General features: G+C 46.7%; 23 protein-coding genes. 7 read left to right on the top strand and 16 right to left on the bottom strand.

Annotation, left to right across the window (positions count from 1 at the left end):
* Position 1: 1 nt before the first annotated feature.
* The 7 genes from AC4OGX_RS12805 to asrA form a co-directional block, all read right to left on the bottom strand.
* Positions 2-952, bottom strand: coding sequence for an ABC transporter permease (locus AC4OGX_RS12805; protein WP_493330947.1), 951 nt, complete (start codon positions 950-952; stop codon positions 2-4).
* A 2-nt stretch (positions 953-954) separates the two neighbouring features.
* Positions 955-1,938, bottom strand: coding sequence for an ABC transporter permease (locus AC4OGX_RS12800; RefSeq protein WP_493330946.1), 984 nt, complete (start codon positions 1,936-1,938; stop codon positions 955-957).
* Between the two features lie 17 nt (positions 1,939-1,955).
* Positions 1,956-4,178 (bottom strand): extracellular solute-binding protein, encoded by a 2,223-nt coding sequence (locus AC4OGX_RS12795; RefSeq protein WP_493330945.1) that lies wholly within the window; start codon positions 4,176-4,178, stop codon positions 1,956-1,958.
* A gap of 14 nt (positions 4,179-4,192) precedes the next feature.
* Positions 4,193-5,068 carry a D-psicose 3-epimerase gene (locus AC4OGX_RS12790; protein ID WP_493330944.1) on the bottom strand — a complete coding sequence of 292 codons (876 nt, stop codon included), beginning with the start codon at positions 5,066-5,068 and terminating at the stop codon, positions 4,193-4,195.
* Positions 5,069-5,548: 480 nt separating this feature from the next.
* On the bottom strand, positions 5,549-6,616 hold the full coding sequence (gene asrC / locus AC4OGX_RS12785) for a sulfite reductase subunit C (protein WP_493330943.1): 1,068 nt from the start codon (positions 6,614-6,616) through the stop codon (positions 5,549-5,551).
* 17 nt (positions 6,617-6,633) lie between these two features.
* Positions 6,634-7,425 (bottom strand): anaerobic sulfite reductase subunit AsrB, encoded by a 792-nt coding sequence (asrB, locus tag AC4OGX_RS12780; protein WP_493330942.1) that lies wholly within the window; start codon positions 7,423-7,425, stop codon positions 6,634-6,636.
* Positions 7,418-8,473, bottom strand: a complete 1,056-nt coding sequence (gene asrA / locus AC4OGX_RS12775) for an anaerobic sulfite reductase subunit AsrA (RefSeq protein ID WP_493330941.1) — start codon at positions 8,471-8,473, stop codon at positions 7,418-7,420. The genes asrB and asrA overlap by 8 nt, the downstream gene beginning before the upstream one ends.
* 414 nt (positions 8,474-8,887) lie before the next feature.
* On the opposite strand from asrA, the gene AC4OGX_RS12770 reads away from it, so the two are divergent.
* Positions 8,888-9,433, top strand: a complete 546-nt coding sequence (locus tag AC4OGX_RS12770) for a Uma2 family endonuclease (protein WP_493331077.1) — start codon at positions 8,888-8,890, stop codon at positions 9,431-9,433.
* Between the two features lie 176 nt (positions 9,434-9,609).
* Here AC4OGX_RS12770 and AC4OGX_RS12765 read toward each other — a convergent pair whose 3' ends face one another.
* The 8 genes from AC4OGX_RS12765 to AC4OGX_RS12730 all read right to left on the bottom strand — a co-directional run bounded on the left by AC4OGX_RS12765 (position 9,610) and on the right by AC4OGX_RS12730 (position 18,188).
* A complete protein-coding gene (locus AC4OGX_RS12765) occupies positions 9,610-10,185 on the bottom strand; it encodes a cyclase family protein (protein WP_493330939.1) in 576 nt (191 codons plus the stop codon).
* Positions 10,186-10,211: 26 nt separating this feature from the next.
* Positions 10,212-10,688 carry a YaiI/YqxD family protein gene (locus tag AC4OGX_RS12760; protein ID WP_493330938.1) on the bottom strand — a complete coding sequence of 159 codons (477 nt, stop codon included), beginning with the start codon at positions 10,686-10,688 and terminating at the stop codon, positions 10,212-10,214.
* A 92-nt stretch (positions 10,689-10,780) separates the two neighbouring features.
* The gene (gene amrS / locus AC4OGX_RS12755) at positions 10,781-11,608 is read right to left on the bottom strand and encodes an AmmeMemoRadiSam system radical SAM enzyme (protein WP_493330937.1); all 828 of its coding nucleotides are present in this window, start codon (positions 11,606-11,608) and stop codon (positions 10,781-10,783) included.
* Between the two features lie 18 nt (positions 11,609-11,626).
* The gene (amrA, locus tag AC4OGX_RS12750) at positions 11,627-13,012 is read right to left on the bottom strand and encodes an AmmeMemoRadiSam system protein A (protein ID WP_493330936.1); all 1,386 of its coding nucleotides are present in this window, start codon (positions 13,010-13,012) and stop codon (positions 11,627-11,629) included.
* Between the two features lie 15 nt (positions 13,013-13,027).
* The gene (locus tag AC4OGX_RS12745) at positions 13,028-14,353 is read right to left on the bottom strand and encodes an amidohydrolase (protein ID WP_493330934.1); all 1,326 of its coding nucleotides are present in this window, start codon (positions 14,351-14,353) and stop codon (positions 13,028-13,030) included.
* Between the two features lie 137 nt (positions 14,354-14,490).
* Positions 14,491-14,670: a chorismate--pyruvate lyase gene (locus AC4OGX_RS12740; protein ID WP_493330932.1), complete on the bottom strand. Its 180-nt coding sequence runs from the start codon at positions 14,668-14,670 to the stop codon at positions 14,491-14,493.
* A 27-nt stretch (positions 14,671-14,697) separates the two neighbouring features.
* Positions 14,698-16,563 (bottom strand): ATP-dependent nuclease, encoded by a 1,866-nt coding sequence (locus tag AC4OGX_RS12735; protein ID WP_493330931.1) that lies wholly within the window; start codon positions 16,561-16,563, stop codon positions 14,698-14,700.
* A gap of 578 nt (positions 16,564-17,141) precedes the next feature.
* The gene (locus AC4OGX_RS12730; protein WP_493330930.1) at positions 17,142-18,188 is read right to left on the bottom strand and encodes an Rpn family recombination-promoting nuclease/putative transposase; all 1,047 of its coding nucleotides are present in this window, start codon (positions 18,186-18,188) and stop codon (positions 17,142-17,144) included.
* Positions 18,189-18,578: 390 nt separating this feature from the next.
* Between AC4OGX_RS12730 and AC4OGX_RS12725 the strand changes: the two genes are divergently transcribed.
* Genes AC4OGX_RS12725 through AC4OGX_RS12700 form a run of 6 tightly spaced genes read left to right on the top strand, consistent with a single transcriptional unit; the run spans position 18,579 to position 24,064 of the window.
* Entirely contained in the window at positions 18,579-20,243 is a 1,665-nt protein-coding gene (locus tag AC4OGX_RS12725; RefSeq protein WP_493330929.1) for a propanediol/glycerol family dehydratase large subunit, read from the top strand.
* Positions 20,244-20,254: 11 nt separating this feature from the next.
* Positions 20,255-20,938: a propanediol/glycerol family dehydratase medium subunit gene (locus tag AC4OGX_RS12720; protein ID WP_493330928.1), complete on the top strand. Its 684-nt coding sequence runs from the start codon at positions 20,255-20,257 to the stop codon at positions 20,936-20,938.
* Positions 20,939-21,331: a diol dehydratase small subunit gene (locus AC4OGX_RS12715; protein ID WP_493330926.1), complete on the top strand. Its 393-nt coding sequence runs from the start codon at positions 20,939-20,941 to the stop codon at positions 21,329-21,331.
* Positions 21,328-23,145 carry a diol dehydratase reactivase subunit alpha gene (locus AC4OGX_RS12710; protein ID WP_493330925.1) on the top strand — a complete coding sequence of 606 codons (1,818 nt, stop codon included), beginning with the start codon at positions 21,328-21,330 and terminating at the stop codon, positions 23,143-23,145. Before AC4OGX_RS12715 ends, AC4OGX_RS12710 begins: the two co-directional genes overlap by 4 nt.
* Positions 23,142-23,471, top strand: coding sequence for a glycerol dehydratase reactivase beta/small subunit family protein (locus AC4OGX_RS12705; RefSeq protein WP_493330924.1), 330 nt, complete (start codon positions 23,142-23,144; stop codon positions 23,469-23,471). The genes AC4OGX_RS12710 and AC4OGX_RS12705 overlap by 4 nt, the downstream gene beginning before the upstream one ends.
* A 26-nt stretch (positions 23,472-23,497) precedes the next feature.
* Positions 23,498-24,064: a cob(I)yrinic acid a,c-diamide adenosyltransferase gene (locus AC4OGX_RS12700; protein WP_493330923.1), complete on the top strand. Its 567-nt coding sequence runs from the start codon at positions 23,498-23,500 to the stop codon at positions 24,062-24,064.
* Positions 24,065-24,183: 119 nt separating this feature from the next.
* Here AC4OGX_RS12700 and pcp read toward each other — a convergent pair whose 3' ends face one another.
* Complete coding sequence (gene pcp / locus AC4OGX_RS12695; RefSeq protein WP_493330922.1) at positions 24,184-24,828, bottom strand: pyroglutamyl-peptidase I; 645 nt, start codon at positions 24,826-24,828, stop codon at positions 24,184-24,186.
* Positions 24,829-24,902: the final 74 nt, after the last annotated feature.

Raw genomic sequence — 24,902 nt, 5'->3', positions numbered from 1 at the left:
CCTACTTTTTCATAGAACGCAGCCGGTCAAGCGCCATGATAACGATAATGACAACACCATTGATCAGCTCTGTCCAATAGACATCCACACTCAGATGAACCAGTGCATTTTCTATGATCGTCAGCACTAAAGCACCAAGAATCACACCGAACACATTGACTTTTCCACCTGCCTGTCTTGTTCCGCCGATCAAAGGCGCTGCGAATGACTGAAGCATCCAGTCAGATCCGATATCCGGCTGTGCAGTACCTACCCGCATAACTACCATCATCCCCGCAACAGCTGCGATCACACTTGCAAGGATATTGACACGCATGATCGTTCCAAATCTTGAAATCCCATATAATTCTGCTGCTTTCGGGTTTGCACCAAATGCAAGGATCTGTTTCCCCTGCCCTGTATAGCGGAACATGAGGTATACCAGTATAAGAATGATCAGCATAATAACCATGGAAGTTGGGATTGCCCCCAACTTTGTGTTACCTATCGAAACAAAGGATGCCGGGATCTTACTGACGCCGTGTCCTGTTGTGATCATATAAATGATTCCCGTAAATACAGAATTCGTTGCTAAAGTGGTCAAAAAACTGGCTACTCCGACACCTCCGTTTCTAAAGATCAACAGACCATTGATTACACCACAGGCAGCTCCTGTCAAAAGCCCGATAAGGATCGCCGCCGGAACAGGCAGCCCCGAATTCTGCATCAGCAGTCCTGCAAAAATTGCTGACATTGCTCCTGTCGATCCAATAGAAACGTTCATTCCGCCGCTTGCAATACTGATCATCTGAGAGGTTCCGACAAGGGAAGTAACTGCCAAAACTTTTAAAAGCGCACTGATATTGTCTGCTGAAAGATAATTTCTCTTTATGATACACATGACTGCGATCATACAGATAATAATGAGAGATACGCTGAATCCGTTTGATTTCCTGATCTTCTTAAAATCCATGTCTATCCCTCCTTCTCAACTGCATTCTCAGCCTGACTTGTCATCATTTTTTTCCTCATCCTGTCCACTTCATATGCCAGGAGAAGAATGATACCTACTGCTGCATTTGTGGCATAGGAGCTGACTCCCCATAACACAATTGCATTGTTGATCAGGACCATCAGGAAACCACCCAAAAAAGTACCAACTACATTTACTTTTCCACCTGAAAGCAATGTACCTCCCAATACGGGAACCACAAATGAGGTCAGCATCCAGTCATCTCCTATGGAAAGCTGTACGCTTCCAAACCGCGATACCTGAAGAATTGCCGCTGCTGCGCAGAGAACCCCGCTCAGACAATGACCCGCGATCACCGTTTTGTCAAAATTTACTCCGGAATAGACTGCTGCCACACCATTTGACCCGCAGGCCAAAAGTTTTTTTCCCAGTTTTCTATAGCGTATGATCACAAACATGATAACGCTCACCAGTACTGCGATAAAAATAGTTGCAGGAAACAGGTTTAGAATCTTTATATTCCCAAATGACTTAAACTCCTCACTCAGCTGTGAAAATGGCTGTCCACTCGTGATAACCAGGGCAAGTCCCTTATAAAGGCTCAACAATGCCAGAGAAATGATAAACGGATTGATTCCCGATTTCGTGATCAAAATCCCCTGTAAAAGCCCCTGAATGAGTCCGGCGCCACATGCGGCCATAATACAAACCGCCGCCGGCAGCCCCCAGTTTTGCATGGCAAATCCAAAAACGACACTGGACAGAACTCCTATGGAGCCTACCGCCAGATTCATCTGCCCTAGTGACAAAACAACCATTTGTGCCAGACCGACGATAACGAAAATAGGTACTGACTGAAATACTGAATACATATTATAGGAAGATAAAAACCCTTCGCTCGTTGCCGCCAAGATTGTAAAAATCACAATAATAGGCACGATAACGCTGGATAGATCTGCCTGTAACAGTTGTTTTACTTTCTTCATGTCTCTCTCCTCTTCCTTTATTTTCCTGAAATCAACTGGTTGATCTCCATTCGTATTTTACTAAGTGCATTCACAGGTGTCTCTTTCTTAAAGACAGCTTTCTTGATTCCTCTTGATATGACCTCATCTACGAGCTCTGTATTGATAAGCCGCCTCTCGCTGTCCATGATTTCCTCGCGCAGGCTCCCCATCTCTACTTTTTCATTTACCATATTCAGCCAGGGATAACTCAACTTTAACGTATCATCGTGAAATACCTTTGTTGTGGGCACACACCCGCACAAACGCATATTCAAGATGGCTGTCTTATCATTCAGATTCCACTTAATAAACTCGTAACACTCTCTGATATGATCAGAAAATTTATTAATGCCCAATGCCCATCCCCCCAGCATGGGCCTATGTCCCGGCAGGGGCACCGCTTCTATATATTTCTCATAGGTATTTCCTTCTACTGAGTACTTTCCGGGCTGATAATGAGACGCAAACCCCTGAGCCATCGGAATCTCCCCCTTTAAAAGCATTTCAAAGATCTCATCCCAGAAATATCCTTCTGTCCCCTCCGGTATATGTTCAAAGGTAGTGACCAGATTCTCCAGCGCTTTTACATTTTCCTCACTGTCGATCACGACCTTTCCCCACCTGTCTGCTATTTTTCCGTGGAACGCCCACTGCCTGGGAAGGAATTCATTGATCAGTCCGATCGGCTCTAATGCACTTGCCGCGGTCCCATAGCGGAAGGGAGATCTCGGATTTACACTCCGGTCAAAAAACTCTGCAATGGTATTAAAATTGGACCATGTACCAGGCGGAGATAATTCATACCCATACATGTTCATGAATTGTGACTTCATATCCTGATTCGTAAAAATATCTTTACGGTAAAGCAGAATCTGAGTGGTTGCTATGATCGGGAAAATATGTATGCCCCGGTCATATTTATAAAATGCTTTTGTAATTGCTTTCGGATACCGTCTAAGCAGATTATCTTCCTTTACCTCCTTTGACATATCCGCAAATACATTATTAGAAAGTACGCTTCCCATCCAGGGGAGGTCAAACATGTAGATATCATATTCCTGTGACTGGGCTGCAAATTCTTTTTTCAACTGTTCTCTTAATTTTGTGTAGCCCTGCTCGTGAAATTCTACTTCAATCCCACACTGCTTCTTAAAACTGGCAGCCAGTTTTTTCAAGGCTTCCGATGCATCACACCGATAGGTCAGGACTTTGAGCTTTTTCTCTGTTTTTAAGTTTATTCCGATTTCAGGAGAGCTGTAATTTTCCTTTGAGTTAATATAGATCGTATTCCGCTCGGGCAGATTCCTATGGGACAGCATCTCATTCATCTTCTCGCCCGCCTGCTTTCCCATTAGAATAGCATTTCTTCCGTATTGAACCATATTCTTCTGAATATCAGTCATGTACCATTTTTCTCCGGCAAGGGCATGGATACAGATATCTGCCTTTAAAATATTACAGACCTCTACACATATCTCAGCGAATTCGATAGAAGATACTATAATATGATCCGGTCTGGGGCTAAAGCTCATAATGCTTCGATAAATATGATCAAAAACAGCTTCCCTGTTGATTTCTTTGATAACCTCAATATCCTCATTTCTCGATTCCCGGGCTGCCAGATAGCCCTCCGCACAATCCTTTTCATTAGAAAATTCCTGTTTCCCCAGAAGCACCTTTATCTCTGCCTGAGCATCCTTTTCAAGCAGCCCGGCAGTGATATCATAGACCAGGTCTTTATTTTCAAACAGTACGTTACTAAAGCTCCCCTGGCCCACCTTACGTTCTACAAATACTATAGACACTCCCTTTTTCTCTATTTTCTTGTATTTCTCTATATTTGCAGCATCATTGGAAACCATGATGATTCCCAGAGCACCGATATTTACAAGCTGGTCCAGGAACTGATTTTCCAGTACGATATTGTTATGTGTCAGCTTTAATACTGTAATGAAGTCCTTCATATCCAAATACTCTGTCAGTCCCTGGTAAATATCGTTATATGGTTCATCCAGACTCGGGAATAAAATACCTATAATTTTGCTCTTCTGGCTTTTCAGGTTCTGTGCCATATAATTGGGCCGGTAATCCAGTGTTTCCATTGCCTGTTTAATAAGTAGTACCTTTTCTTCTTTTACATTTTCTCTGCCATTTAAGAAGTTCGAAACTGTTCCCACTGAAACTCCGGCTATCCTGGCAACATCCTTGATCGTAGACATATGCTCATCCTTTACTACTGCAGCTTTTTGTGAAACAGATCGATCGCATTTGCAGCCATCCCTTCCATTTCTTCAAGAGATGCCCCTTTACTGATATCTCTCCACACCTTGATATCCCGTCCTACCTCGCCGCCCATTTTGATAAAAGGCTCCATCACGATCGCTCCCTCATAATGAATCTCTTTCAATGCGGATGTGATCTCATCCCATGGCATTCTTCCATCCATCCGCGGCGGTTTTCTATTGGGCTCACCTACATGAAAATGTCCCAGGCTGTCACCAACCAGCTTTATTGCCTGTTCAAAGCTGTCTTCTTCAATATTCATATGATATGTATCCAGCAGGATCTTGCAATTTGGGCTGTCGACTCTTGAAATATAATCCATTGCTTCTTCTGCCGTATTTACAAGAGAAGATTCATACCGGTTCACCACCTCTACAGCATAAGTGATCCCTTTCTCCTCGGCGGACTTCATGATCTCCTTTACCGATTCGATCGAGCGTTTCCACTCTGCACTTTTATCCAGCACACCAAAGGTATATGTCTCATTCCATGCACCGATATCCACGCCTGAATACATCCTGCTTCCCATTTCCTGCATAATGTCAAAAGTATCTAATGTAAACTGAATTCCTGCTTTTCTGACCTTCGCATCCGGGGAAGCGAGATCATATTCCTTACCCAGTCCAACGGAGAATGTTAACTCAATCCCTGTCTCTTTGGCATGTCCCGCTATTTCATCCCTCTGATCTTTTGATAATTTCATTAGGGGAGCCGGAGCAACCTCTAAGATATCAAATCCAATTCTTTTTACCTGGTCAATCTGTCTGATAAAATCAGTATCCCAATCCCTGTTAAAATATCCAAAATGTATTCCTATTTTGTTCATAATGTCCTGTCCTCCAGTCTTGCTGATCTGCTGCCATTCCTTCAATGTTCTTATAACATTCTTACTAAATTTCACTTCTTAATCCCGGAATTAATATATAAAAATGATAACGGAATCATTTTCATAATACAATACTTTTGAAACGTAAATTCATTGAAACATTTCAATTTTCGTTTCAAAAATTTCACTGTGATAAGAAATGTTTTGCATCATATTTTTACTATACGTCTTCTACTTCTGCGAAAACTACAGGTAGATTCTTCCATACTTTTGAATCCTTATTATATTTTAAGTTTCTCCGCCAGTGACTGAACCATGGGTATATCCGTTGGGATCTCTGCCTGATAAACGCAAAAAGGACAGGAATCTGATTTCTTGATTCCTGTCCTTTTTTTGATTCATCTATAATATATATTTCCAGGCTCTCCTTCCTGCTTCACGGGCACATTCCTGCCAGCTCATTTATTACAGCCTGATCTCCTATTTCTGCGGCCCCGCCTGATGATGCATCTCCAGCGGCTTTACATTGAAGTTAGAGCGGTACTCTGTCTCATGCCAGAACATATCCTCTGCCACCAGACATTCTGGATTCAGCTCCACGCCTTCCAAAATGATCTCTTTAAACTTCTTATATCCTGCCCTGTCGATCAGGTGTCCGCCGTGAAGATATTCCGGTTTATAATCCATGACCCATGCTGAGAACTTCTGCCAGTTCTTCAAAACTGCCAGCACCACATCCTCTGTTGCCCAGTTTAGGAACATCTTTCCTGTTCTTGGTGTCTGACGTCCTGTTCTTCCTCCCAGGATCACACGGTAGAACTTCTCCGGCTGCCTGGTCCACGCACTTGCAGGACATGCCTTTACACATTCACCGCATCCGATACAGCAGCATGCGTCTTTCTCGATCTTTCCGGTATCCTCATTCAGCTTCAGCACTCTTGTGGAGCCCTTCTCACAGGCACGCACACAGGCGCCGCATCCGATACACCGCTCAGGATGGTATACCATACGGGCCACACCGATGATACCGAAATCACACAGATGCGCCTTGTTACAGTCATTCGGGCATCCCGCAATATTGATCTTAATGTGGTAATGGCTTGGGAAAATGATCGGCTCGATCTTCTTTGCCAGCTCAAATGTATTGCAGTTACCGCAGATACAATGATAGTTTCCGATACATGCCGTGATATTACGTGCTCCGATCGTAGGATATCCGCTCTTTGGATCCCACTCTGCCGGCTCATGGGAGATCATATTCATATCAACTTCACAGTCTTTGGCATCTACTTCCTTGATATATGCCTCCAGATACTCGTTGACTGCCGGGATATTCTCATAGGGAATCCCTGTAATATCAAATGTCTGACGCGTTCCGAAATGGAAGTTTCCATCCCCCCAAGTCTTAGCAATATGTTCGATCACAGACAGATACCGTGCGTCAATAAATCCGCCCGGGACTCTCATCTGCAGCATAAAGTAGCCGGGAACCTTAGATTGGCGAAAACAGTTAATACGAACTTTTTTTACATTAATATCCTGATTCATACATCCTCACTCCTTTCTCAATCCACCAGGTCACGGGCTACTGTATAAGGAAATACCGGGCCGTCCAGGCATACATAAACTTCATCGATACGGCAGTGTCCGCATTTTCCAACTGCGCAGGACATCTTCCGTTCAAAGCTCATCCACATTTTTTCAGGCTCTGCGCCGCATTTCACAAGCTCCAGCCCTGTAAACTTCATCATCGGAGGCGGTCCGACAACAACGACTACATATTCGCCTTCAAACTGATCGAATGGGATCTCTTTTACAAATTCCGTAACAAATCCGGTTCTCCAGCCTTCTTTTGCCTCTGTGTCCAGGGCATAGGTCGTATGGAACTGCTCTTTCCACTGTTCCAGATCATTCTTAAAAATGATGCCGCCTTCATTCTTGAACCCGCTGATCAGGTGTACACCCTTCACATATCCCGGATTCTCTGCAAAATAGCGGAGCATGGAGCGTACCGGTGCCAATCCTGTACCTCCGGTAATAACAACAACATGCTTTCCCTCAAACTGGTCTATAGGCCAGCCTTTTCCGTATGGTCCGCGTAAGAACAGGTTATCACCCGGTTCTTTATGGAAGATACAGTCTGTTACTTTTCCGACGGAACGGATGGTGAATTCCAGCCATCCCTCTCCACAGGCAGATACTGAGATGGGTGCTTCTCCGATCTTCGGGATAGAAAGCTGCATAAACTGTCCATGAGCGGGACAGACCTCTGACTCAACACGGAAGGTCCATTCCTGCTCGCTTTCCTTCTTAACTGCTAAAATCTTACATGGCTTTGGTGTAACCGGATTATTCATGACAGCTCCCCCCTTCTTTTGCCAGGCCGGCTTTTATTTCCTCCACTGCCCTGCTCATCTTATTGACTGTCGCACTGATGGAGATGAACTCCGGACAGCGGTGTGTGCATCGTCCGCATCCCACACACATATGCTCTTCCCCAAAACGTGCCTTATAATCATGGAACTTATGTAATACTTTATAGCGCATACGGTCGCCCGCTGTGTTTCTTATCTCTCTCTGTCCTGCCATCTGGTCAAATCCCTCTACCTGACAGGATGCTGTCACTCTGCGGCGCTCGCCCACTTCCGGGTTGTCGCCATAGATGATATCTCTCGTCGTAAAGCAGGTACAGGTGGAACATGCTACGGTACAGCTTCCGCAGGAAGTACATCTGCCGTTGAATTCCTTCCACATCGGGTGTGATTTCAGTGCCAGGCGTACCTTCTTATCAGACAGGTCAGGCACCGTCACCTTTAGCTCATTCTCTTCCACAAATTCGGGCTCATAATCTTCCTTAGGCATTCCTTCAAAATAAGCCTCAAAATCTTCCTCTTTCACGCTTACCTTTACGCCATCTTCTGAAAAACGAAGGGCAAGTGAATAATCGTCCGTCTTATTCGTTCCCATGGAAACACAAAAACAGGTATCGTCTCCGCCGTTACATTCCATCATCGCAAACTTCACGAGGTCTTTCATCCGTTTGTAATAATAATCCTCATAGCCGCCATTCCCGGCATAGATCTTTGCCTGAATACGCTGTGCATTGATATCACAGGGCCTTGCCAGTATCAGGATCGGTTTCTTCGGATCTTTGCTCGCACGGTACTCATCCTCTGTAAAATAAAAAATCGCCTGCTGTATCGGTGTGATGACCTCCTTTGCAGGATAATCCGACTTTGTATCCCACACGATCTCACTGAAATCCACGATCTCAGCATAACGGATCACATCCGTATCGGAATAACGCCCCTCTTTCGGAAATCGTTTGGGAGCGTACACACGAAAATCATTCCGAAGTGCCGCAAGCACCCTGTCCGCCTGGGCATTGTCAAGTGCATAAGCCATTCTGAAAACCTCCTTTTTTATATCTGGTACAGTAACCATGTGGTAACCTCTATCTTCCCTGTGGTCTGCCATTATCGTATCTGAACGGAACCGTTATGATACCTGCACTGTATCAGCATATTATCCTCATCTCGTTTTGATGATTAGAATGTCTTTTTTTTAACATCCTAATAGTATTCTATCACAACCTTATCATTATATTAAATTATATATGTTTATTGTACGATAATCTTTTATTATGGTAATAAGCATAGGAATCAATATATTCCCCTTTGACAGAGACGGATAAGAGAAGTTATACTAAAAGAAATACAATTACAATACATTTAGAGCCTCATGTATCGCCAGTAATCAGGAAAAATGAATAGCTGCCGGTACTTTACCAATACTCATTATATGAAAGGAAGTGTCATGATGCCTTTATCAAATCAGAGTAAAGAATATACCACTAAATATATCTATTCCCTGCCGGAAGGAAAACGGGCTGAGCTGATAGACGGACAGATTTATTATATGGCTCCCCCGAGCCGCAGACATCAGGAGATTTTATTAGAATTAGCGAGTGTCATCCGGGATTATACAAAATCCAACGGTGGTGACTGCAGACCTTATGTTGCACCATTTGCTGTATTTCTGAATGCAGATGACAGGACGTATGTTGAACCAGATATTAGTGTGATCTGTTCACCGGATAAGCTCACAGATAAAGGATGCAGCGGTGCACCCGATTGGATTATAGAAATAGTTTCACCGGGCAGCCGGCGTATGGACTACTCCATAAAGCTATTTAAATACCGTTCTGCCGGAGTTCGTGAATACTGGATCGTCGATCCCGATAAAGATCGTATCATGGTCTGGAACTTTGAATCCGAAGATACCGCAGAGTATAGTTTTACCGATTCTGTGAAAACCGGTATCTATAAAGATTTTATGATTAACTTTGGAGAGTTGAATATTTAGCCCACAGTCCATGATATGGCATATAAAAATGCAGGACACCAGACAGTTCAAGCTATCTGGTGTCCTGCTTAGTATTTCCGAGAACCCCCTGCTACTTTTATGTGCCGCTGACTGAACAGAAGGCTACCATTCACAGAACATCGTGCGTTTCACATAATACTTATATCAAATATGTGTTAAATATTCTCGATCAGCACCGCCCTGCACGGTGCCCCGTCACAACCAGCCAGTTTCAGTGGCTGTGCGCATAAAAAATATGTTCCCGCCTGTATTTCTTCCAGATACAACCCTTCCAATACTGCCATCCCTGCCCCAAGCAGGATCTGATGGACTGCAGCCGGGGCATCTTCGGGCCCCACAGTCTGACTCTCTACTCCCACCAGCTCCACGCCTGCCTGTACAAAAGCTTCTGCGGCATCTTCCGTAAAGACGGTCTTACCCTTAAAGAGCAGCTTTTTTCCTTTACCGCCTATCATCTGCGCAGCAGTATCTCCATCCAGCTTTCCGTCATATTCTAATACCGTACACTTCCCCATCACCTGCGAAAGGGGCAGCTCTTCAACAGACTTTCCCTCATCCAGAAAATGACGGGGCGCATCCATGTGAGTCCCGTTATGGGCACACATTTTCAGATAGGTCAGGTTACAGGCATCTCCCTTTTTCACCTCAAGTATCCGCTCATACTCCGGGATGGGATCTCCGGGGTAGACTTTTGAGCTGAATAGCTCTCTTGTAATATCGTAGAATTTCATTCCGGTTTTCTCCTTTATTGCTTTTATTACATTTTAGTGTCACAGGCTGGAGGATTCTGCCTTTTTGCCTGCTCGATCAATTGCTTAAACGATTCCTCAAAACGCTCGTCATCCTCTCTGGTGCGTTTCCGGGGCCCTTTCAAATGGTTCTTTTTCGACTTTCTCCGTACTTCCTTCGCAATGTGACGCTCAAACATCATCTGGTCGATGTTCTGCAGAGTATACCATTTCCCACTCTGGTGTATGGGAAATACGCCCTTTCCCAGGCACATCGAGGCAACACCATAATCCTGCGTGACCACAATATCCCCTTTTTCCGAGATTGTCACAATTTTAAAGTCCGCGGAATCCGCACCCTTTTCCACTGTCACGACCTGACTGTACTGTGTCTGGAAAATATGTGCAGTATCACAGACGAATGTAACCGGGATCCCCCTTTCCTCTGCAACTCTTTCTACGATGTCTGTCACGGGACAGGCATCCGCATCTACAATTATTTTCATTCATTACCCCCTTATCAGTTCACTTACCCAGTTCGCTTACCTGTCTGTTATCTTAATATCTCTTCACACTCTCAGGCATAAGACATGCCTGGTTAACAGTTCCCTACAAATACATGCTCCAAATACTTCCGTGCGGTCTCTGCCAGCTCGCAGACCTTGTTCACCCGTGTGGCAGCGCGGTCGGTCATATGGTAATTCGGGAAAAACCGGGTGACATGAAGCGGAATGTCCTTATCAATGGAAGCGATCCACTGTGCCTCTTTTTCCATTTCCCCGATGCTGTCATTTTCGCCCGGCACGACCAGCGTCGTCAGCTCCACATGACAGTTCGATGCTGCATACTGTATAAATGCCTTCACGGTCTCCAGGTCTCCGCCCAGTTTTCTATAATATTCCGGGGTAAATCCTTTCAGGTCTATATTCATGGCATCTATATATGGAAGGAGCTCCTTAAGGATCTTTTGGTCCGCGGAGCCATTCGTTACAAGGACATTGACCATCCCGGCCTTTTTGACCAGTTGTGAAGTATCAAGAACATACTCATACCCCACCAGAGGTTCGTTATAAGTATAGGCCACTCCGATATTTCCCACATTCTGGTACTCCCTTGCTTTATCTGTCAGATCCTGCGGGGAAAAATAAAGGGTATCGGCTTCCTCCTCCCCTTCCATAGAAATCTCGTAATTCTGACAGAAAGGACACCTGAGATTGCATCCGTAACTTCCAACTGATAAAATCAGACTCCCCGGATGAAATGCGCGCAGGGGCTTTTTCTCAATGGGGTCCAGAGCAAAGGAGGTCACCTGACCATAATTTTCACATATGATATGCCCTCCCTGATTTTTCCTGGCCCTGCAGATTCCGTACTGTCCTTCCTCCAGCTGACAATGATGCATACATACCTGACAGACTGTTTTCATTTTCTCTCCTCTTCTGCGTCAAAAGTGGCGCACTACTTCAAACCGTTCCAGTGAAACTTCTTCCTGTTCCTTGATCCCGGCTTTTCTTTTTGCAATGGCAAGCTGCTCCTCCACTGTATCCACACCATCCAGATTCGGAAGCAGCAAGCCTCTTTTATAACCTTTTGTCACAACCACGCCATAGCGTTTTACGTCCAATTCCTCAGGAGAGCTTATTTTCTCCATATCTCCCAGAACATCCACGCTGATGGTCAGCTTGTCCAGTTCATCCTCCTCAATGGGCTGAAACCTCGGATCGCGGGTGGAAGCGCTGACTGCGTTATCGATGATCTCCTGTGCGACGGACTCCTGCATAGCCTGGATCGTACCGATGCAGCCTCGCAGCCGCCCCTCTTCTTTAATGGAAACAAATACTCCGGCGCGCCGGGTGTACATTTCTTTGGGCAGGCCCTGGGGGATCTCCGGCTTTTTGCCAGATCTGACGTACTCCTCAATCGCCTTCCTGGCAAGCCGGACATAGGAGTCCTCCCTGCTGCTTCGTTCCTGTATGCGTTTCCTTTCCTGTCTCTCATACTGCTCCATAAAGTCACGCTTGGGATCGCCGCCGCAGACTGCATATCCACAGACACCATATCCAACGCCAAAAGGGCCTTCATAGGACATACGTTCCGGGATGACCTCTGCGCGGTCCAGAGCACCCGCCATCATGGTAAAAGAACGATGTCCGCACTCTCCTGCTTTTTCACAGAATTCCTCCGAGAATTCAAATAATTCGCCAAATGCGGCTCTTCCCATGACATCCATGATACGCTCGTCATATACAGGGCCCTCCTCCTGAAATCCGTAAGGCCCGTCGGTTTTCAACCGATGAGAGAGGTCGCCGCTTGCGATCAGGACTACTCTTCTGCCCAATATGTCCGCCGCCTCTTTGATACACTGCCCAAGCTCATAATGCTTTGTAAGTGTAAGGCCGCTAAGTCCGACCCTGACCAGCTTATACTGATCCCAGTGCTGGTTGATAAAGTAAAGCGGTACCATGGTTCCGTGATCCAGGCGCTTGTCCCTTTCACCCATCGTCCCGGCTGGTAATTTTTCTGCTTCTGCCAGTTTACAGAGTGTCTCCACAAAGGCCTGGTCATACTGTACTTCCATCTTGACCTGTCCCGCATGGAACTGACCGAAATCTCCTTTTGCACTTTTTCCCGGTGATATATGGAAATAATCGGCATACATGATCTGATGCGGAGAGATCAGCACAATGGTCTCTGGCTCCAGTTCCCCGATCCGTTTGGCTGCTTTTTTATAAGCATCGATTGTATTTTGAATCTTACCTTCCTCACCGCGGCCGATCTCAGGCACGATCAGCGGAGGATGTGGTACCATAAATGCTGCCATGATTCCCATGATATGACCTCCTTTTTACATTTCCCTCCAGGCTTCCTTAATTTTCTCTGGCTGCCGTAAAAGTCTTAAGCTTCCCAAAGCCATACACTGTGCAATATACAGCATCCCCTTCTGCCCGATGCTCATTCCCGCCTGTGCTGTTGTGGACCAGTGGTGAAGCGGTGTTCCTTTACACATCACTGCGGCGCTGAGCATGACTGTAGGCACAGTGTGGCTGACATCGGAGACGTCTGTTCCGATGGATAACACTACCGGCTCATCCTCCAGGGGCTCCAGCCCGGTAAAATAGATGCCATCGTTATTCAGCCCGGCTTCCATGGTCAGCCTCTCGGCAAACTTAAGCTCTTCCTCTGTATACTCCGGTACAGGCACCTGCTCCATGGCATGATAAAATACTTCCGCCAGAGTCTGGTTCACTTTCATTTCCTTGTTACTTGTTACCAATTCTATTTCCACTCTTGTTCCCGTCATCAGCGCTGCGCCTTTTGCACAGTCATCCACGCGCCTGGAAGCATCCTCTGTCCTGGAACGTTTTGCAGAGCGGATAAAATAATTGGTAGAAGCATAGTCCGGCACGATATTGGCCGGTCCGTCCGTATTCGTGTATGTGTAATGCATCCGCACATCATCTGCAACATGCTCCCGAAGATAGTTTACTCCCACATTCATCAGCTCTGCCGCATCCAGCGCGCTGCGCCCCAGCTCCGGATGTTTTGAAGCGTGAGCCGCAGTACCGTAAAACTTATAGTTTTTTACATCCTGTGCCTGCCAAATGTCATAGCTCACCCGGTTCCGGTCAAACGGATGCCACGTAACTGCCACAGACAGATCGTCAAAGACTCCTGCCTCGTTCATCTTAATCTTCCCAATCACGATTTCCTCTGCCGGACATCCATACACACGGATCGTCCCGGTTAGATCTTCCTTTTCCATCTGCGCTTTCAGGGCGCAGGCCGCCCCTGCACACGCCGTTCCCAGCAGGTTGTGTCCGCATCCGTGCCCCGGAGAATTTGTTGGCCTGTATTCACATTCCGGTTCCTGTCCCAGCCCCGGAAGTGCATCATATTCTGCGAGAAATCCTATGACAGGCCCGGCATTCCCCCACTGTGCAGTAAAGGCGGTCTTGAATCCCGCAATATCCCACTGGATCTCAAATCCCTGCTTCTCCAAAAAATCTGCCAGACATTTCGACGAATAAACCTCCTCCCCCGAAAGCTCCGGGTGTCGGAAAATATCATCCGCTGTCCGAATCATCTCCTGCCCATTCTGCTGAAACCAGGATTGCAGCGCCTCTGCACCTGTTACCTTCATATCGTTACAATTCTCTTTATTTTCTGTCATCTTATCAATCCTCTCTGTTGCACATTCCAGCTTAACACGCACGGTGCCTTACTTCACATTATGATCTCGCTATCTTACTATCGAATGATTTAAGAATATTCTGAAAATGGAGAGCAAAGGGGCCTGACCCCTTTGCATTATTCCACAATACTGTACTGCAGATATTCGTACAGCAGCCTGCTCCCCTCGGTGATATCCAACGGCAAAAGTGCCCGGGCCACCATTTTGGGTTCTGCATTGGGGTTTGTCTCATCCGTCCTCTTAAGCATTGCGTAATCTCCATCAATCTTTTCTACAATATAAGTACATGTCAACATTCCTTTTTCTCCTTTTGAATAGTTCTCTTATTTTTTCCTGCTTTCGAAGTATATAAACTGGTCAACCGAGTCGAGGATATCTTTGAAATCCTCCCTCGGTGCAAGCTCGATATACTTTGTCAGCAATTCTTGTTCCTGCTCCCTGTATCTTCCATAAAAAATATCATATAGGTTATGGCCCCGCAGATAGGTCTTGATCTCCTCCATATGCGTCTTCACATCTTCGGTACTCTTAAGATCCCCTCCAAGCACCTCCTGCAAATGTCTTCCGCTCCTGATCTTATAGAGATATTCTCTCCACTTCTCCAGAAAAATCTCATAAAATGCCTCCTCTGTTTCTATCACCCCCAGCTGTGCCATGATCTTGGGATTCAGGAAATAATTCTCAAAGGAATAGTAATGAAGGATCAATACATTCCGGGGCATGACCCTGGGGAGTTTATCCACATCCTCTGTGCTTCGTTCCTCATAATATTTACAAAGCTGTCCCTTTAGCTTTTCCGGATCCTCCCCATCCCCGTCCCGTATCATCAGAAACTGGTCCTTCAGATAAATCTGGTTCATATACTTCAAATTCGCATATGTCTTAATGTTAGTACAACTGTTCGTTGTGATGATCGCGATCCTGGACAGATTCCCATCTTCATCATAAGTCTCAGAATAATATTTCCTGATCAACAGGGGCAGACGGCTTTTGTCCTGCTTACCCTCCACAATAAAGACAAAGTTTACGTTCATCAGGTCACTTGCCGTATATCCCAGATCCTCCAGTATAGCGCTGATATCAGTCTTTTCCCTGACCTGAGAATAACCTTCCTCATCCAGCACCACCTGCCGGATCTGCCTGCTGTTAAAATTCGTCAGCAGATTGGGGGAGTGTGTCGAAAACACCACCTGGTTTTTCCTGGACAGCCGATACAATATCTCCCCGGAAACCTTCTGCAGCTTCGGATGCAAAAACAGTTCCGGATCTTCCACCATGATAATGCTTGGAACCCGGTCCTCCCCCTGTGCATAAGTCTCTAATAGAGACAGCATATAAATACTGCGCATGCCCTTTCCCATCTGCCCGATCGGCCTGGTCCTGCCCTTTAATACACTTTTATCCCGATTTCTGATCTCCGTTGTCACGAGCAGCATCCGTTCCATGTCCCGGTTCATGGAATAAACAATCTCCTCCTGCCCGCCGTTTTTCCTGAAATTCTCATTCACCTTCTTCGCAAATGAATCCAGGTTCAGCCGATACAGCTTATAATCCAAAAGCTTCGCCGTCTCAAAAGCATCCAGCTCTTCCGGCTTTTTCTGATTGATCAGCCCGATACAGGCAAAACAATTGTTACAGATTTTGGACTGGTCAAATATGCAGCAGTTCTGACGCATCCGTTTTAACAGCTCATCCTCCTGCAGCATCAGCATATCATTCTGCAGCTGATCCAGTTCCCTCCTCGTATCCATATAATAAATCTGTGGAAATATTTCTTTAATATGAGGATTATTCTTCTGGATCCCATCATGATACCGGACCCGGCCATCCTTATTTGCAATAAACTCAAAGCTCAGGTTCCCATTCTCTTCATAAGAGGGCAGCTTCTTTCTGAAGTCCTTCATCCAGGCCTCGCTCCTCCGGTACTGGCTCACGATCCCATTTTTTTGAAAACGTTCCAAATCCTCCTCTTCCAGTTTCAGCGTCACAAACACCTCAATATTTGAAAAGTCCTCCTGGAAATCTTCCTCCTGAATACAGTAGGACCCTCCAACCGCACGGATCGCATCCAACACCGCCGTTTTCCCCGTATTATTCTGCCCCACAAGAATCAGAGCATTTTCAATATTCTCAATGTACATATGCCGGATGGATTTAAAATTCCGGATCCGCAGACTCGTAATACGCATAGGCCGCTCCTTTTGACAAAATGTCAACTCATATCATGTATATGATACCAGGGGCCCCGTAAAACATAAGAAAACAGCCCGATTAGGACGGATTCCGAATGTTTCAGGATTGTGAGAGCACGAAGTGCGTAACAATCCGTAGGTATCATACGGTAAAATATCTTTTGCCCCCAATATTTGTATACTAACATTGTAGCAAATCCATAGCTAAATGCACAGATATTTCACCTACAATATATTATGATCGATGGTTATTGGTTCATGCGCGTACCCAGAAGCTGTGTACAGGACTAACTGCTGAACAAGTTGGTAAGCGCGCAGATGGATATGATCGTAGAGAAACTTATAGATGTATAGACAATACCTATAAATAAAACGGCGCAAAATCGTTCTGATGTACGATTTTGCACCAATTTTCTACCTTATTCTGCAGCAATGCTGCAGACCCGCCCGCAGGGCATGAGTTACGGGATGCCCTTTGGGTATACCTTAATCTGCAGCAATGCTGCAGATCCGCCCGCAGGGCATGAGTTACGGGATGCCCTTTGGGTATACCTTAATCTGCAGCTTATGCTAATTTATAACAGATTCAAACGGTCAAGTTTTTCTTTCACAACTTGAATCAAATCATCACTCAGTTTATCAGGATTCTCTTCTATAACATGATAAATAGTTTGAATAACTTCTACGGATTCCTCTAAAGCCTCAGCAGTTTCAGAAGCCGATTTACCCTTATCATATTTTTTCTTAACCAGGGTGATCAGGTGTGATAAATACCCTTCTTCGCGGCCCTTCTCAATCCCCTTTTCCATTCCCTTCTCTAGCCCCTCTTTGATCCCTTGATTTGTAGCCGTCCTTATCCTGCTGATTTCATCGCTGATAGCCATTTCTCTACGGAGATACAGATATCGTTCCGCCTCGCTCTGATTCATCTTCTCCATCTCATCTTTTGCTGCTTCCATATATGGGTTCCCTTTGGCTTCCATACAAATCGCCTCCCAATCTGTCGCCGCTAACATCTTAGCCCAGTGATAAAGTTCCTGATGTTTTTCATCCTGACATGTACTTTCCAGTTTTTTTAATTCTATCACATGGAATAAAAATTTACTACTATACACTTCATACGTTTTGTCATCCATCAACAGAAACCGGTGGTGGAATCCCGGACTTTTCATATAAGAAAAATTTAAAATTCCGATATGGATGCAGGGTTCCATGTCTCCATATGTACCCCCATGTACGAATCCTTCGGTAAACATCCTGCAATTGTAAAATACACTCCGCTCTGACCAGTCCGCCTGATAACGGTTCTGCAGCTCAATATTAATCTTTCGGTCATTGTTCAAATGGAGCTTAATATCGAGTATACCTTCTTTTTCATCTGCGTTTTCCCCCACTTCACATGGATCGAGTATTTCGAGATGAATGATCTCTTCTTCCTTTAAATCCATAAGAGCCATTAAAAATCCTTTTGCTACTTTGGGGTTCTTAAAAACTTTACGGAAAGCATAATCATTAGTCAGGCAAATATTTATACGTTCGCTGCTGGCTGCAAGTGTTCGCAGATACTCATCACGCGAAAGCGGCTTCCTGACAAGGTTCTTTCGTTGTCCTTCCTGGATCATAGATATAAATCCTCCTTCTGTCATTTTATTTTATTTTCTGGATACCCCTTCGAAAAATGAAGAAAGAATAATTTGTATCTGCGATATGATAATTTGACCTGACCCATGTCCCTCGAATAAATTCAGGATAGCATGACTGATAGAAAATTACAAGTGGAGCCGTACTATAAACCCCCTTGAATGTTGTTTTTTGTGGGTTTCACTCACCTTCTTTGTGGTTTTTTGCATGTTTTCCGCAATAACAGATTGCTATTTCCTTGTGTTTGTTGTATAATAAAAGCACTGTAAGCTTCACCCAGAGGGCATCTCATTACACATGTCCTTGAGGAAAGATACGCAGCCACACTGCGTGACACTGTTTGGGATAATATGCGTTAGGAGAAGAGAAGAATGAAGAGATCAAAACGTATTGAAACGCTGGACCGGCGCCCCGTTAATCTGGATGGCTATATCAACGAATGGCCGGAGATGGGATTTGTCGCAATGAGCAGTCCTTATGATCCGAAGCCGTCTATCAGGATTGAGAATGGCCGGATCGTAGAACTGGACGGCAAAAAAAGAGAAGATTTTGATTTTATTGACCAGTTTATTGCTGATTATGCAATTAATATTGAAAGAGCAGAAAGATCCATGACGGTTCCGTCACTGGATATTGCCAGAATGATCGTGGATATTCATGTTTCCAGGAAGGAGATCCTGGAAGTGGTAAGCGGAATCACCCCTGCCAAGATGGTGGAGGTCATGAACCACCTGAATGTCGTGGAACTGATGATGGGTATGCAGAAGATCCGGGCACGTAAGACACCGGGTAACCAGGCCCATATCACGAACTTAAAGGATGATCCGGTGCAGATCGCGGCTGACGCAGCTGAAGGCGCATTACGGGGTTTTGCCGAGGAAGAGACCACCATGGGTGTCGCAAGATATGCGCCCTTAAGCGCAATGGCACTTCTGATCGGATCCCAGGTCGGACGGCCAGGTGTCCTGACACAGTGTTCCGCAGAGGAAGCAACTGAGCTGGAGCTGGGAATACGCGGCCTGACTACATACGCTGAGACACTTTCTGTATATGGAACGGAAAAAGTATTTATCGACGGGGACGACACTCCGTATTCCAAAGCATTTTTGAACTCCGCATATGCCTCCAGAGGGTTAAAGGTCCGCTTTACATCCGGATCCGGCTCAGAGGTCTTGATGGGCAACAGTGAGAAGAAATCCATGCTCTATCTGGAGTGCCGCTGCCTCTATGCAACCAAAGGCGCAGGAAGCCAGGGAATCCAGAACGGTTCGGTAAGCTGTATCGGTGTGCCGGGAGCTGTGCCGGGAGGGATCCGCGAGGTTATGAGTGAGAACCTTATGGCAGCGCTGCTGGGACTGGAATGTGCATCCTCCAATGATCAGAGCTTCTCCAACTCTGATATGAGGAGAACCGCAAGGACCATGCTGCAGTTCCTGCCGGGAACCGATTTTATTTTCTCAGGCTATGCGGCTGAGCCGAACTATGATAACATGTTCGCCGGATCGAACTTCGATGCGGAGGATTTTGACGATTATAATGTATTGCAGAGAGATATGCAGGTGGACGGCGGACTCAGGCCGGTGACCGAGGATGAAGTCATCCGTGTAAGAATGAAAGCCGGCAAGGCGGTACAGGCTGTTTTCAGACAGCTCGGACTGTCCCCGATCTCTGATGAACAGGTGGAAGCTGTTGCCTATGCCCACGGAAGCAAGGATACCCTGCCGCGCGATGTAACGGCGGATCTGATGGCTGCCGAGGATGTTTTAAAGCGCGGGATCACAGGTGTGGATGTCGTGAAAGCACTGGCCGAGACCGGATATCAGGATATCGCAGAGAGTGTGCTGAGCATGCTCAAGCAGCGCGTTGTCGGCGATTACATGCAGACTGCTGCGATCCTGGATCGGGATTTCCATGTACTTTCCGGTGTCAACACTCCGAACGATTATATGGGACCTGGAACAGGATACCGTGTTGAAGGAAAGCGCTGGGAGGAGATCAAGAAGATCCCTCACATCATTAACCCACAGGATATATAGGAGGAAAGAGCATGCAGGTAAATGAAGATTTAGTAAAACAGATAACAAATGCTGTCCTCGAAGAGATGAAACACAGAACAGATAATACGGATGCAAAAAGTCCGGCAGCTGCCCCTGTTCCATCGATGGAAGGACGTGACAGGATCAACCCGGTTAAGACCTCCTATGCCTCCTATCCAAGGGCTAAGAAGGGAACAGACCCGAAGGAGGTCGTCATCGGAGTCGGCGCCGCTTTCCAAAGAGAGATCAAAAAGACGATCTGCGGCATCCCGCTTGAGGATGTGCTTAAGAATATAAAGGCCGGCATCGAGGAAGAGGGCATGATCCCGAGAGTCGTTAAGATCCTGGACACCTCAGACGTATGCTTTATGGCTTTAGAGGCTGCCAAGCTGTCAGGCTCCGGAATCGGTGTAGGCATCCAGTCCAAAGGAACAACAGTCATCCACCAGAAGGATCTGTATCCGCTTTCCAATCTGGAGCTGTTTCCGCAGGCACCTTTAATGGACCTGGAGACCTACCGTAAGATCGGAAAGAATGCAGCCAAATACGTCAAAGGAGAGCAGGTCGTGCCTGTTCCATGTACCAATGACCCGATGTCCAGACCAAAATACCAGGTGAAAGCCGCATTGATGCATATCGCAGAGACTGAACAGCTTGATCCGGAAGTCGGAATTATCGAATGGGAGGGAAAATAAATGCAGTACCCATTAGGAGAACACGAAAAAGAAAAGATTGCATCAAAGACAGGGAAGAAGCTGACTGACATCACATTGGACGAAGTCATGAAGAACCATGTCTCCGCTGATGATATCAAGATATCCAAGGACATGTTACGGGCACAGGGCCAGGTTGCCAAAGAAGCCGGCAATGACCCGATGGAAAAGAATTTTGAACGTGCCGCTGAGCTGGTAGATGTACCGGATGATGTTATTTTGAAAATGTATGACAAGCTGCGCCCGAACCGCTCCACCAAGCTGGAACTGGTTCTGATGGCTCAGGAGCTTTTGGAAAAATACAATGCAAAGAACTGTGCACGCCTTGTGATGGAGGCCGCAGAGGTTTATGAGAAAAGAGGGATCCTGCTTTGAGTTATATTGCCGGAGTAGACATTGGGAATTCAACAACTGAAGTGTGTATCGGAGAAGTATCTGCGGATGGAAATATCCATTTTCTGTCCAGCGCCTCCTGCCCGACGACCGGAACCAAGGGAACGGTCGCGAATACCCATGCCATTAAGTCGGCACTTACGAAGGCTATGAGCAGGATAGGCAGGGAGATTAGCGATATTTCCCTGATCCGCCTCAACGAAGCGGCTCCGGTTATTGGCGATACGGCGATGGAGACCTTGACGGAGACGATCATCACAGATTCCTCCATGATCGGGCATAATCCTTCCACTCCCGCCGGGGCCGGACAGGCAGTAGGGGAGATCCTGCTGATCGAAAATATTTCCCGCGCAGTAACCGGTATCCCTTATATTGTGGCGGCATCGAAGACTTATTCTTATGAAGAGACAGCGGCCATCCTGAATCAGGCGGCGGAATCCCTGGATATCACCGGGGTGATCCTGCAGGCAGATGAAGCCGTGCTTGTGGAGAACCGCCTGCGTAAAAAGATCCCGATCATCGATGAGGTGGCCCGGATCGACAAGCTGCCGGACGGTGTTCTGGCTGCCATAGAGGTGGCTCTTCCGGGACAGACCGTGCGGATGCTTTCCAATCCATACGGTATCGCCACCCTGCTTCACCTGGATGCAGAGGAGACCCGCACCGTGACTCCCATCGCCAAGAGCCTGATCGGGAAACGCAGCGCCGTGGTGCTTAAGACTCCGGGAGGCAATGTCCGGGAGAATGTACTTCCTGCCGGAGAGATTTATTTCGAGGCAGAGAACAGCTCCTCCATCAATCTGGATGAGGGGGCCGAGAAGATTATGCAGGCTGTTTCGGATGCCGGGAATATCCACGACATCAGCGGACAGCCGGATACCAATGTCGGCAATATGCTCACCCGGATCAAACAGGGAATGAGTGAATTAGATCATACACCGGATGCAGAGATCCATATCACAGATATCCTCGCCGTCGATACCATGGCACCTGTTCTGATCTCCGGCGCCCTTGCCGGCGAGACCTGCCTGGAAAAGGCAGTGGGAATCGCTGCAATGGTAAAGACACACAAACTCCCGATGCAGGAGATCGCGGAAAAGCTTAAGATGGAACTGGGAACAGATGTCAGGATCGCCGGGGTTGAGGCTGTCATGGCAAGCCTGGGGGCATTGACTACGCCGGGAACGAAGCTGCCGCTGGCAATCCTGGATATGGGCGGCGGATCTACCGATGCAGCCGTCATTTCCGAAGAAGGAAAGGTCACCATGACCCACCAGGCCGGAGCCGGAGAGCTGGTCTCCATGCTGATCGAGACGGAGCTTGGATTAGGCGACCGTCATATGGCCGAACAGATCAAAAGGTATCCGCTGGCAAAGGTAGAAAGCCTGTTCCATATGCGTATGGAAAACGGACAGATGACCTTTGTGGATGAATCCATTGACCCGCGGTTTTATGGAAGAGTCGTTTTACTGGCAGAGGACGGATTGATCCGCATAGAAAAGGATATCCCTATGGAAAAGATCGCCCAGGTGCGCAGAGACGCAAAGCACAAGGTCTTCGTGACCAATGCCTTTCGGGCGCTGAAAAAGGTAGCTCCGGGACACGATCTTAAGAATATCCCGAATGTGGTTCTGGTCGGAGGCTCTGCCGAAGACTTTGAGATACCGGAGATGCTTATGGAGGAATTTGCCGGATACCGCATCGTATGCGGACGGGGCAATATCCGCGGAAGTGAAGGCCCACGCAATGCCGTTGCCACGGGACTTGTGCTTTCATATGCAGGAGAACGATCATGATTATAAAGAAACCATCTATTTTTATCTATGTATTTAAGCCGGATCCTTCTGTCTTAAAAGATGTCTGCGCCGGGATTGAAGAAGAGGGCGTATTCTATGAGATCAAAGAGATGGAGGAGGCTTCACCGGATGCACTGGCGTGGGCTGCTGCCAATGATTCCATGCCCGGCTCCGGGATCGGTGTTCGAGGCAGGGGGATCACGCTTAAGATGCGGGGGCTCCCTAAAGGACGCAGCATCGAGGCTTATCAGGAGCCTGACAGAGAGCAGTGCCGAAAGCTGGGGTCAAACAGTGCAAGGGTGATCAAAAAAATGCCGTTGAAGTAGCCGAAAACATAAAAGGGGAGATGACTATGAAGATTTACACAAAGAATGGGGACTCAGGAAAGACCTCCCTCATGAACGGAATCAGTGTCTCCAAGTCCGATGACCGGATTGAACTGCTTGGTACGATCGACGAATTAAGCAGTAATATCGGGCTTGCCAAGGTGATCGCTGACCAATCTTTGAGTGACCGTCTTTCCAGGATTCAAAAGGAACTGATGCAGATGATGGCAGGAATTGCAGATCCGCGCAATCTTGACTATCGTTTTACCAAGGAAGAGATCCTGGCCCTGGAAGAAGAGATCGACCGTCTGGAGGATTCCTTCCCGCGCGCTAAGGAATTTGTTCTCTACGGCGGATGCGAACAGTCCGCAAGACTGGATGTGGCCAGGGCCGTAGCCAGAAGGGCGGAACGCCGTTTCAGGAAGGTAGCACAGAATTACGGGGCCGATTCCAAAGCAATGCAGTATATGAACCGACTGTCCGACTACCTCTATGTGGCAGCAAGATACGCCGACCATAAGGCGTCTTCTGACCCGGATGAGGGAATGCGCCAGGAAGTCGTAAAGAATGTGATGAAGAGCATGAGAAGATAAAATATCTCAGTATAATTCCAGCATGGCTGCACATCAATAGAATCTAAAGGCAGGAAAACCGAAAACGGGATTCCTGCCTGTTTTTTTCAAGGAAGATTCTTCCGCGCAGCTTCCGGATCTTAATGCGTCTCTCCCGTGACCACCCGGATATCTTCGTCATATTTCATGGCAGCCTCTGCTGCATACAGCAGCGCATCTGCGATCATCTGCGCCGACATGCTGGGAGTCCCCTCGGGAAGGTCGATCACCTGTTCCGGCAGATAGGGCACATGGATGAAGCCGCCTTTCATCCCCGGATATTTTTTATCGATCATATAAAGCAGGCGGTACATGACATCGTTACATACAAAGGTTCCTGCTGTGTAGGATATTTTTGCGGGGATACCATGAGATCTTATCTCATGAACCATAGCCTTTACGGGAAGCTTTGCAAAATATGCATTCTCCCCGTCCTCACAAACCGGACTGTCAAGGGGCTGTTTCCCTTCATTGTCAGGAATCCTGGCCTCCATCAGATTGATCGCTGTCTTCTCAACGGTAATGGATGAGCGGCCTCCTGCCTGCCCTACACAGATAACGATGTCCGGCCTATGTTCCAGAATCCCTTTCTCAAGGATCTCTCCCTCCTTTTTAAAAACCGTCGGGATCTCCATCTTAATAATTTCTGCGCCATCTATACTATCCGGCAGAAGCTTTACCGCCTCATATGCGGGATTGATATCTGCACCGCCAAATGGGTCAAATCCTGTGATTAAAACTTTCATAATATCCTCCTTTTATACTGCACACGCTCTGCTTCGCCAAAACGCATATTCCAAATCAGCTTTGTGGTTTTCTT

This window comes from Faecalicatena sp., from assembly GCF_058819085.1.
The sequence above is the reverse complement of the archived record's forward strand: the minus strand, read 5'-3'. Positions and strand labels throughout refer to the sequence as shown.

Bases quoted from the DNA above. Each gene is read 5' to 3' on its own strand.
- AC4OGX_RS12805 (WP_493330947.1), bottom strand. From the start codon at position 952: ATGGATTTTAAGAAGATCAGGAAATCAAACGGATTCAGCGTATCTCTC.
- AC4OGX_RS12800 (WP_493330946.1), bottom strand. From the start codon at position 1,938: ATGAAGAAAGTAAAACAACTGTTACAGGCAGATCTATCCAGCGTTATC.
- AC4OGX_RS12795 (WP_493330945.1), bottom strand. From the start codon at position 4,178: ATGTCTACGATCAAGGATGTTGCCAGGATAGCCGGAGTTTCAGTGGGA.
- AC4OGX_RS12790 (WP_493330944.1), bottom strand. From the start codon at position 5,068: ATGAACAAAATAGGAATACATTTTGGATATTTTAACAGGGATTGGGAT.
- asrC (WP_493330943.1), bottom strand. From the start codon at position 6,616: ATGAATCAGGATATTAATGTAAAAAAAGTTCGTATTAACTGTTTTCGC.
- asrB (WP_493330942.1), bottom strand. From the start codon at position 7,425: ATGAATAATCCGGTTACACCAAAGCCATGTAAGATTTTAGCAGTTAAG.
- asrA (WP_493330941.1), bottom strand. From the start codon at position 8,473: ATGGCTTATGCACTTGACAATGCCCAGGCGGACAGGGTGCTTGCGGCA.
- AC4OGX_RS12770 (WP_493331077.1), top strand. From the start codon at position 8,888: ATGCCTTTATCAAATCAGAGTAAAGAATATACCACTAAATATATCTAT.
- AC4OGX_RS12765 (WP_493330939.1), bottom strand. From the start codon at position 10,185: ATGAAATTCTACGATATTACAAGAGAGCTATTCAGCTCAAAAGTCTAC.
- AC4OGX_RS12760 (WP_493330938.1), bottom strand. From the start codon at position 10,688: ATGAAAATAATTGTAGATGCGGATGCCTGTCCCGTGACAGACATCGTA.
- amrS (WP_493330937.1), bottom strand. From the start codon at position 11,608: ATGAAAACAGTCTGTCAGGTATGTATGCATCATTGTCAGCTGGAGGAA.
- amrA (WP_493330936.1), bottom strand. From the start codon at position 13,012: ATGGGAATCATGGCAGCATTTATGGTACCACATCCTCCGCTGATCGTG.
- AC4OGX_RS12745 (WP_493330934.1), bottom strand. From the start codon at position 14,353: ATGACAGAAAATAAAGAGAATTGTAACGATATGAAGGTAACAGGTGCA.
- AC4OGX_RS12740 (WP_493330932.1), bottom strand. From the start codon at position 14,670: ATGTTGACATGTACTTATATTGTAGAAAAGATTGATGGAGATTACGCA.
- AC4OGX_RS12735 (WP_493330931.1), bottom strand. From the start codon at position 16,563: ATGCGTATTACGAGTCTGCGGATCCGGAATTTTAAATCCATCCGGCAT.
- AC4OGX_RS12730 (WP_493330930.1), bottom strand. From the start codon at position 18,188: ATGATCCAGGAAGGACAACGAAAGAACCTTGTCAGGAAGCCGCTTTCG.
- AC4OGX_RS12725 (WP_493330929.1), top strand. From the start codon at position 18,579: ATGAAGAGATCAAAACGTATTGAAACGCTGGACCGGCGCCCCGTTAAT.
- AC4OGX_RS12720 (WP_493330928.1), top strand. From the start codon at position 20,255: ATGCAGGTAAATGAAGATTTAGTAAAACAGATAACAAATGCTGTCCTC.
- AC4OGX_RS12715 (WP_493330926.1), top strand. From the start codon at position 20,939: ATGCAGTACCCATTAGGAGAACACGAAAAAGAAAAGATTGCATCAAAG.
- AC4OGX_RS12705 (WP_493330924.1), top strand. From the start codon at position 23,142: ATGATTATAAAGAAACCATCTATTTTTATCTATGTATTTAAGCCGGAT.
- AC4OGX_RS12700 (WP_493330923.1), top strand. From the start codon at position 23,498: ATGAAGATTTACACAAAGAATGGGGACTCAGGAAAGACCTCCCTCATG.
- pcp (WP_493330922.1), bottom strand. From the start codon at position 24,828: ATGAAAGTTTTAATCACAGGATTTGACCCATTTGGCGGTGCAGATATC.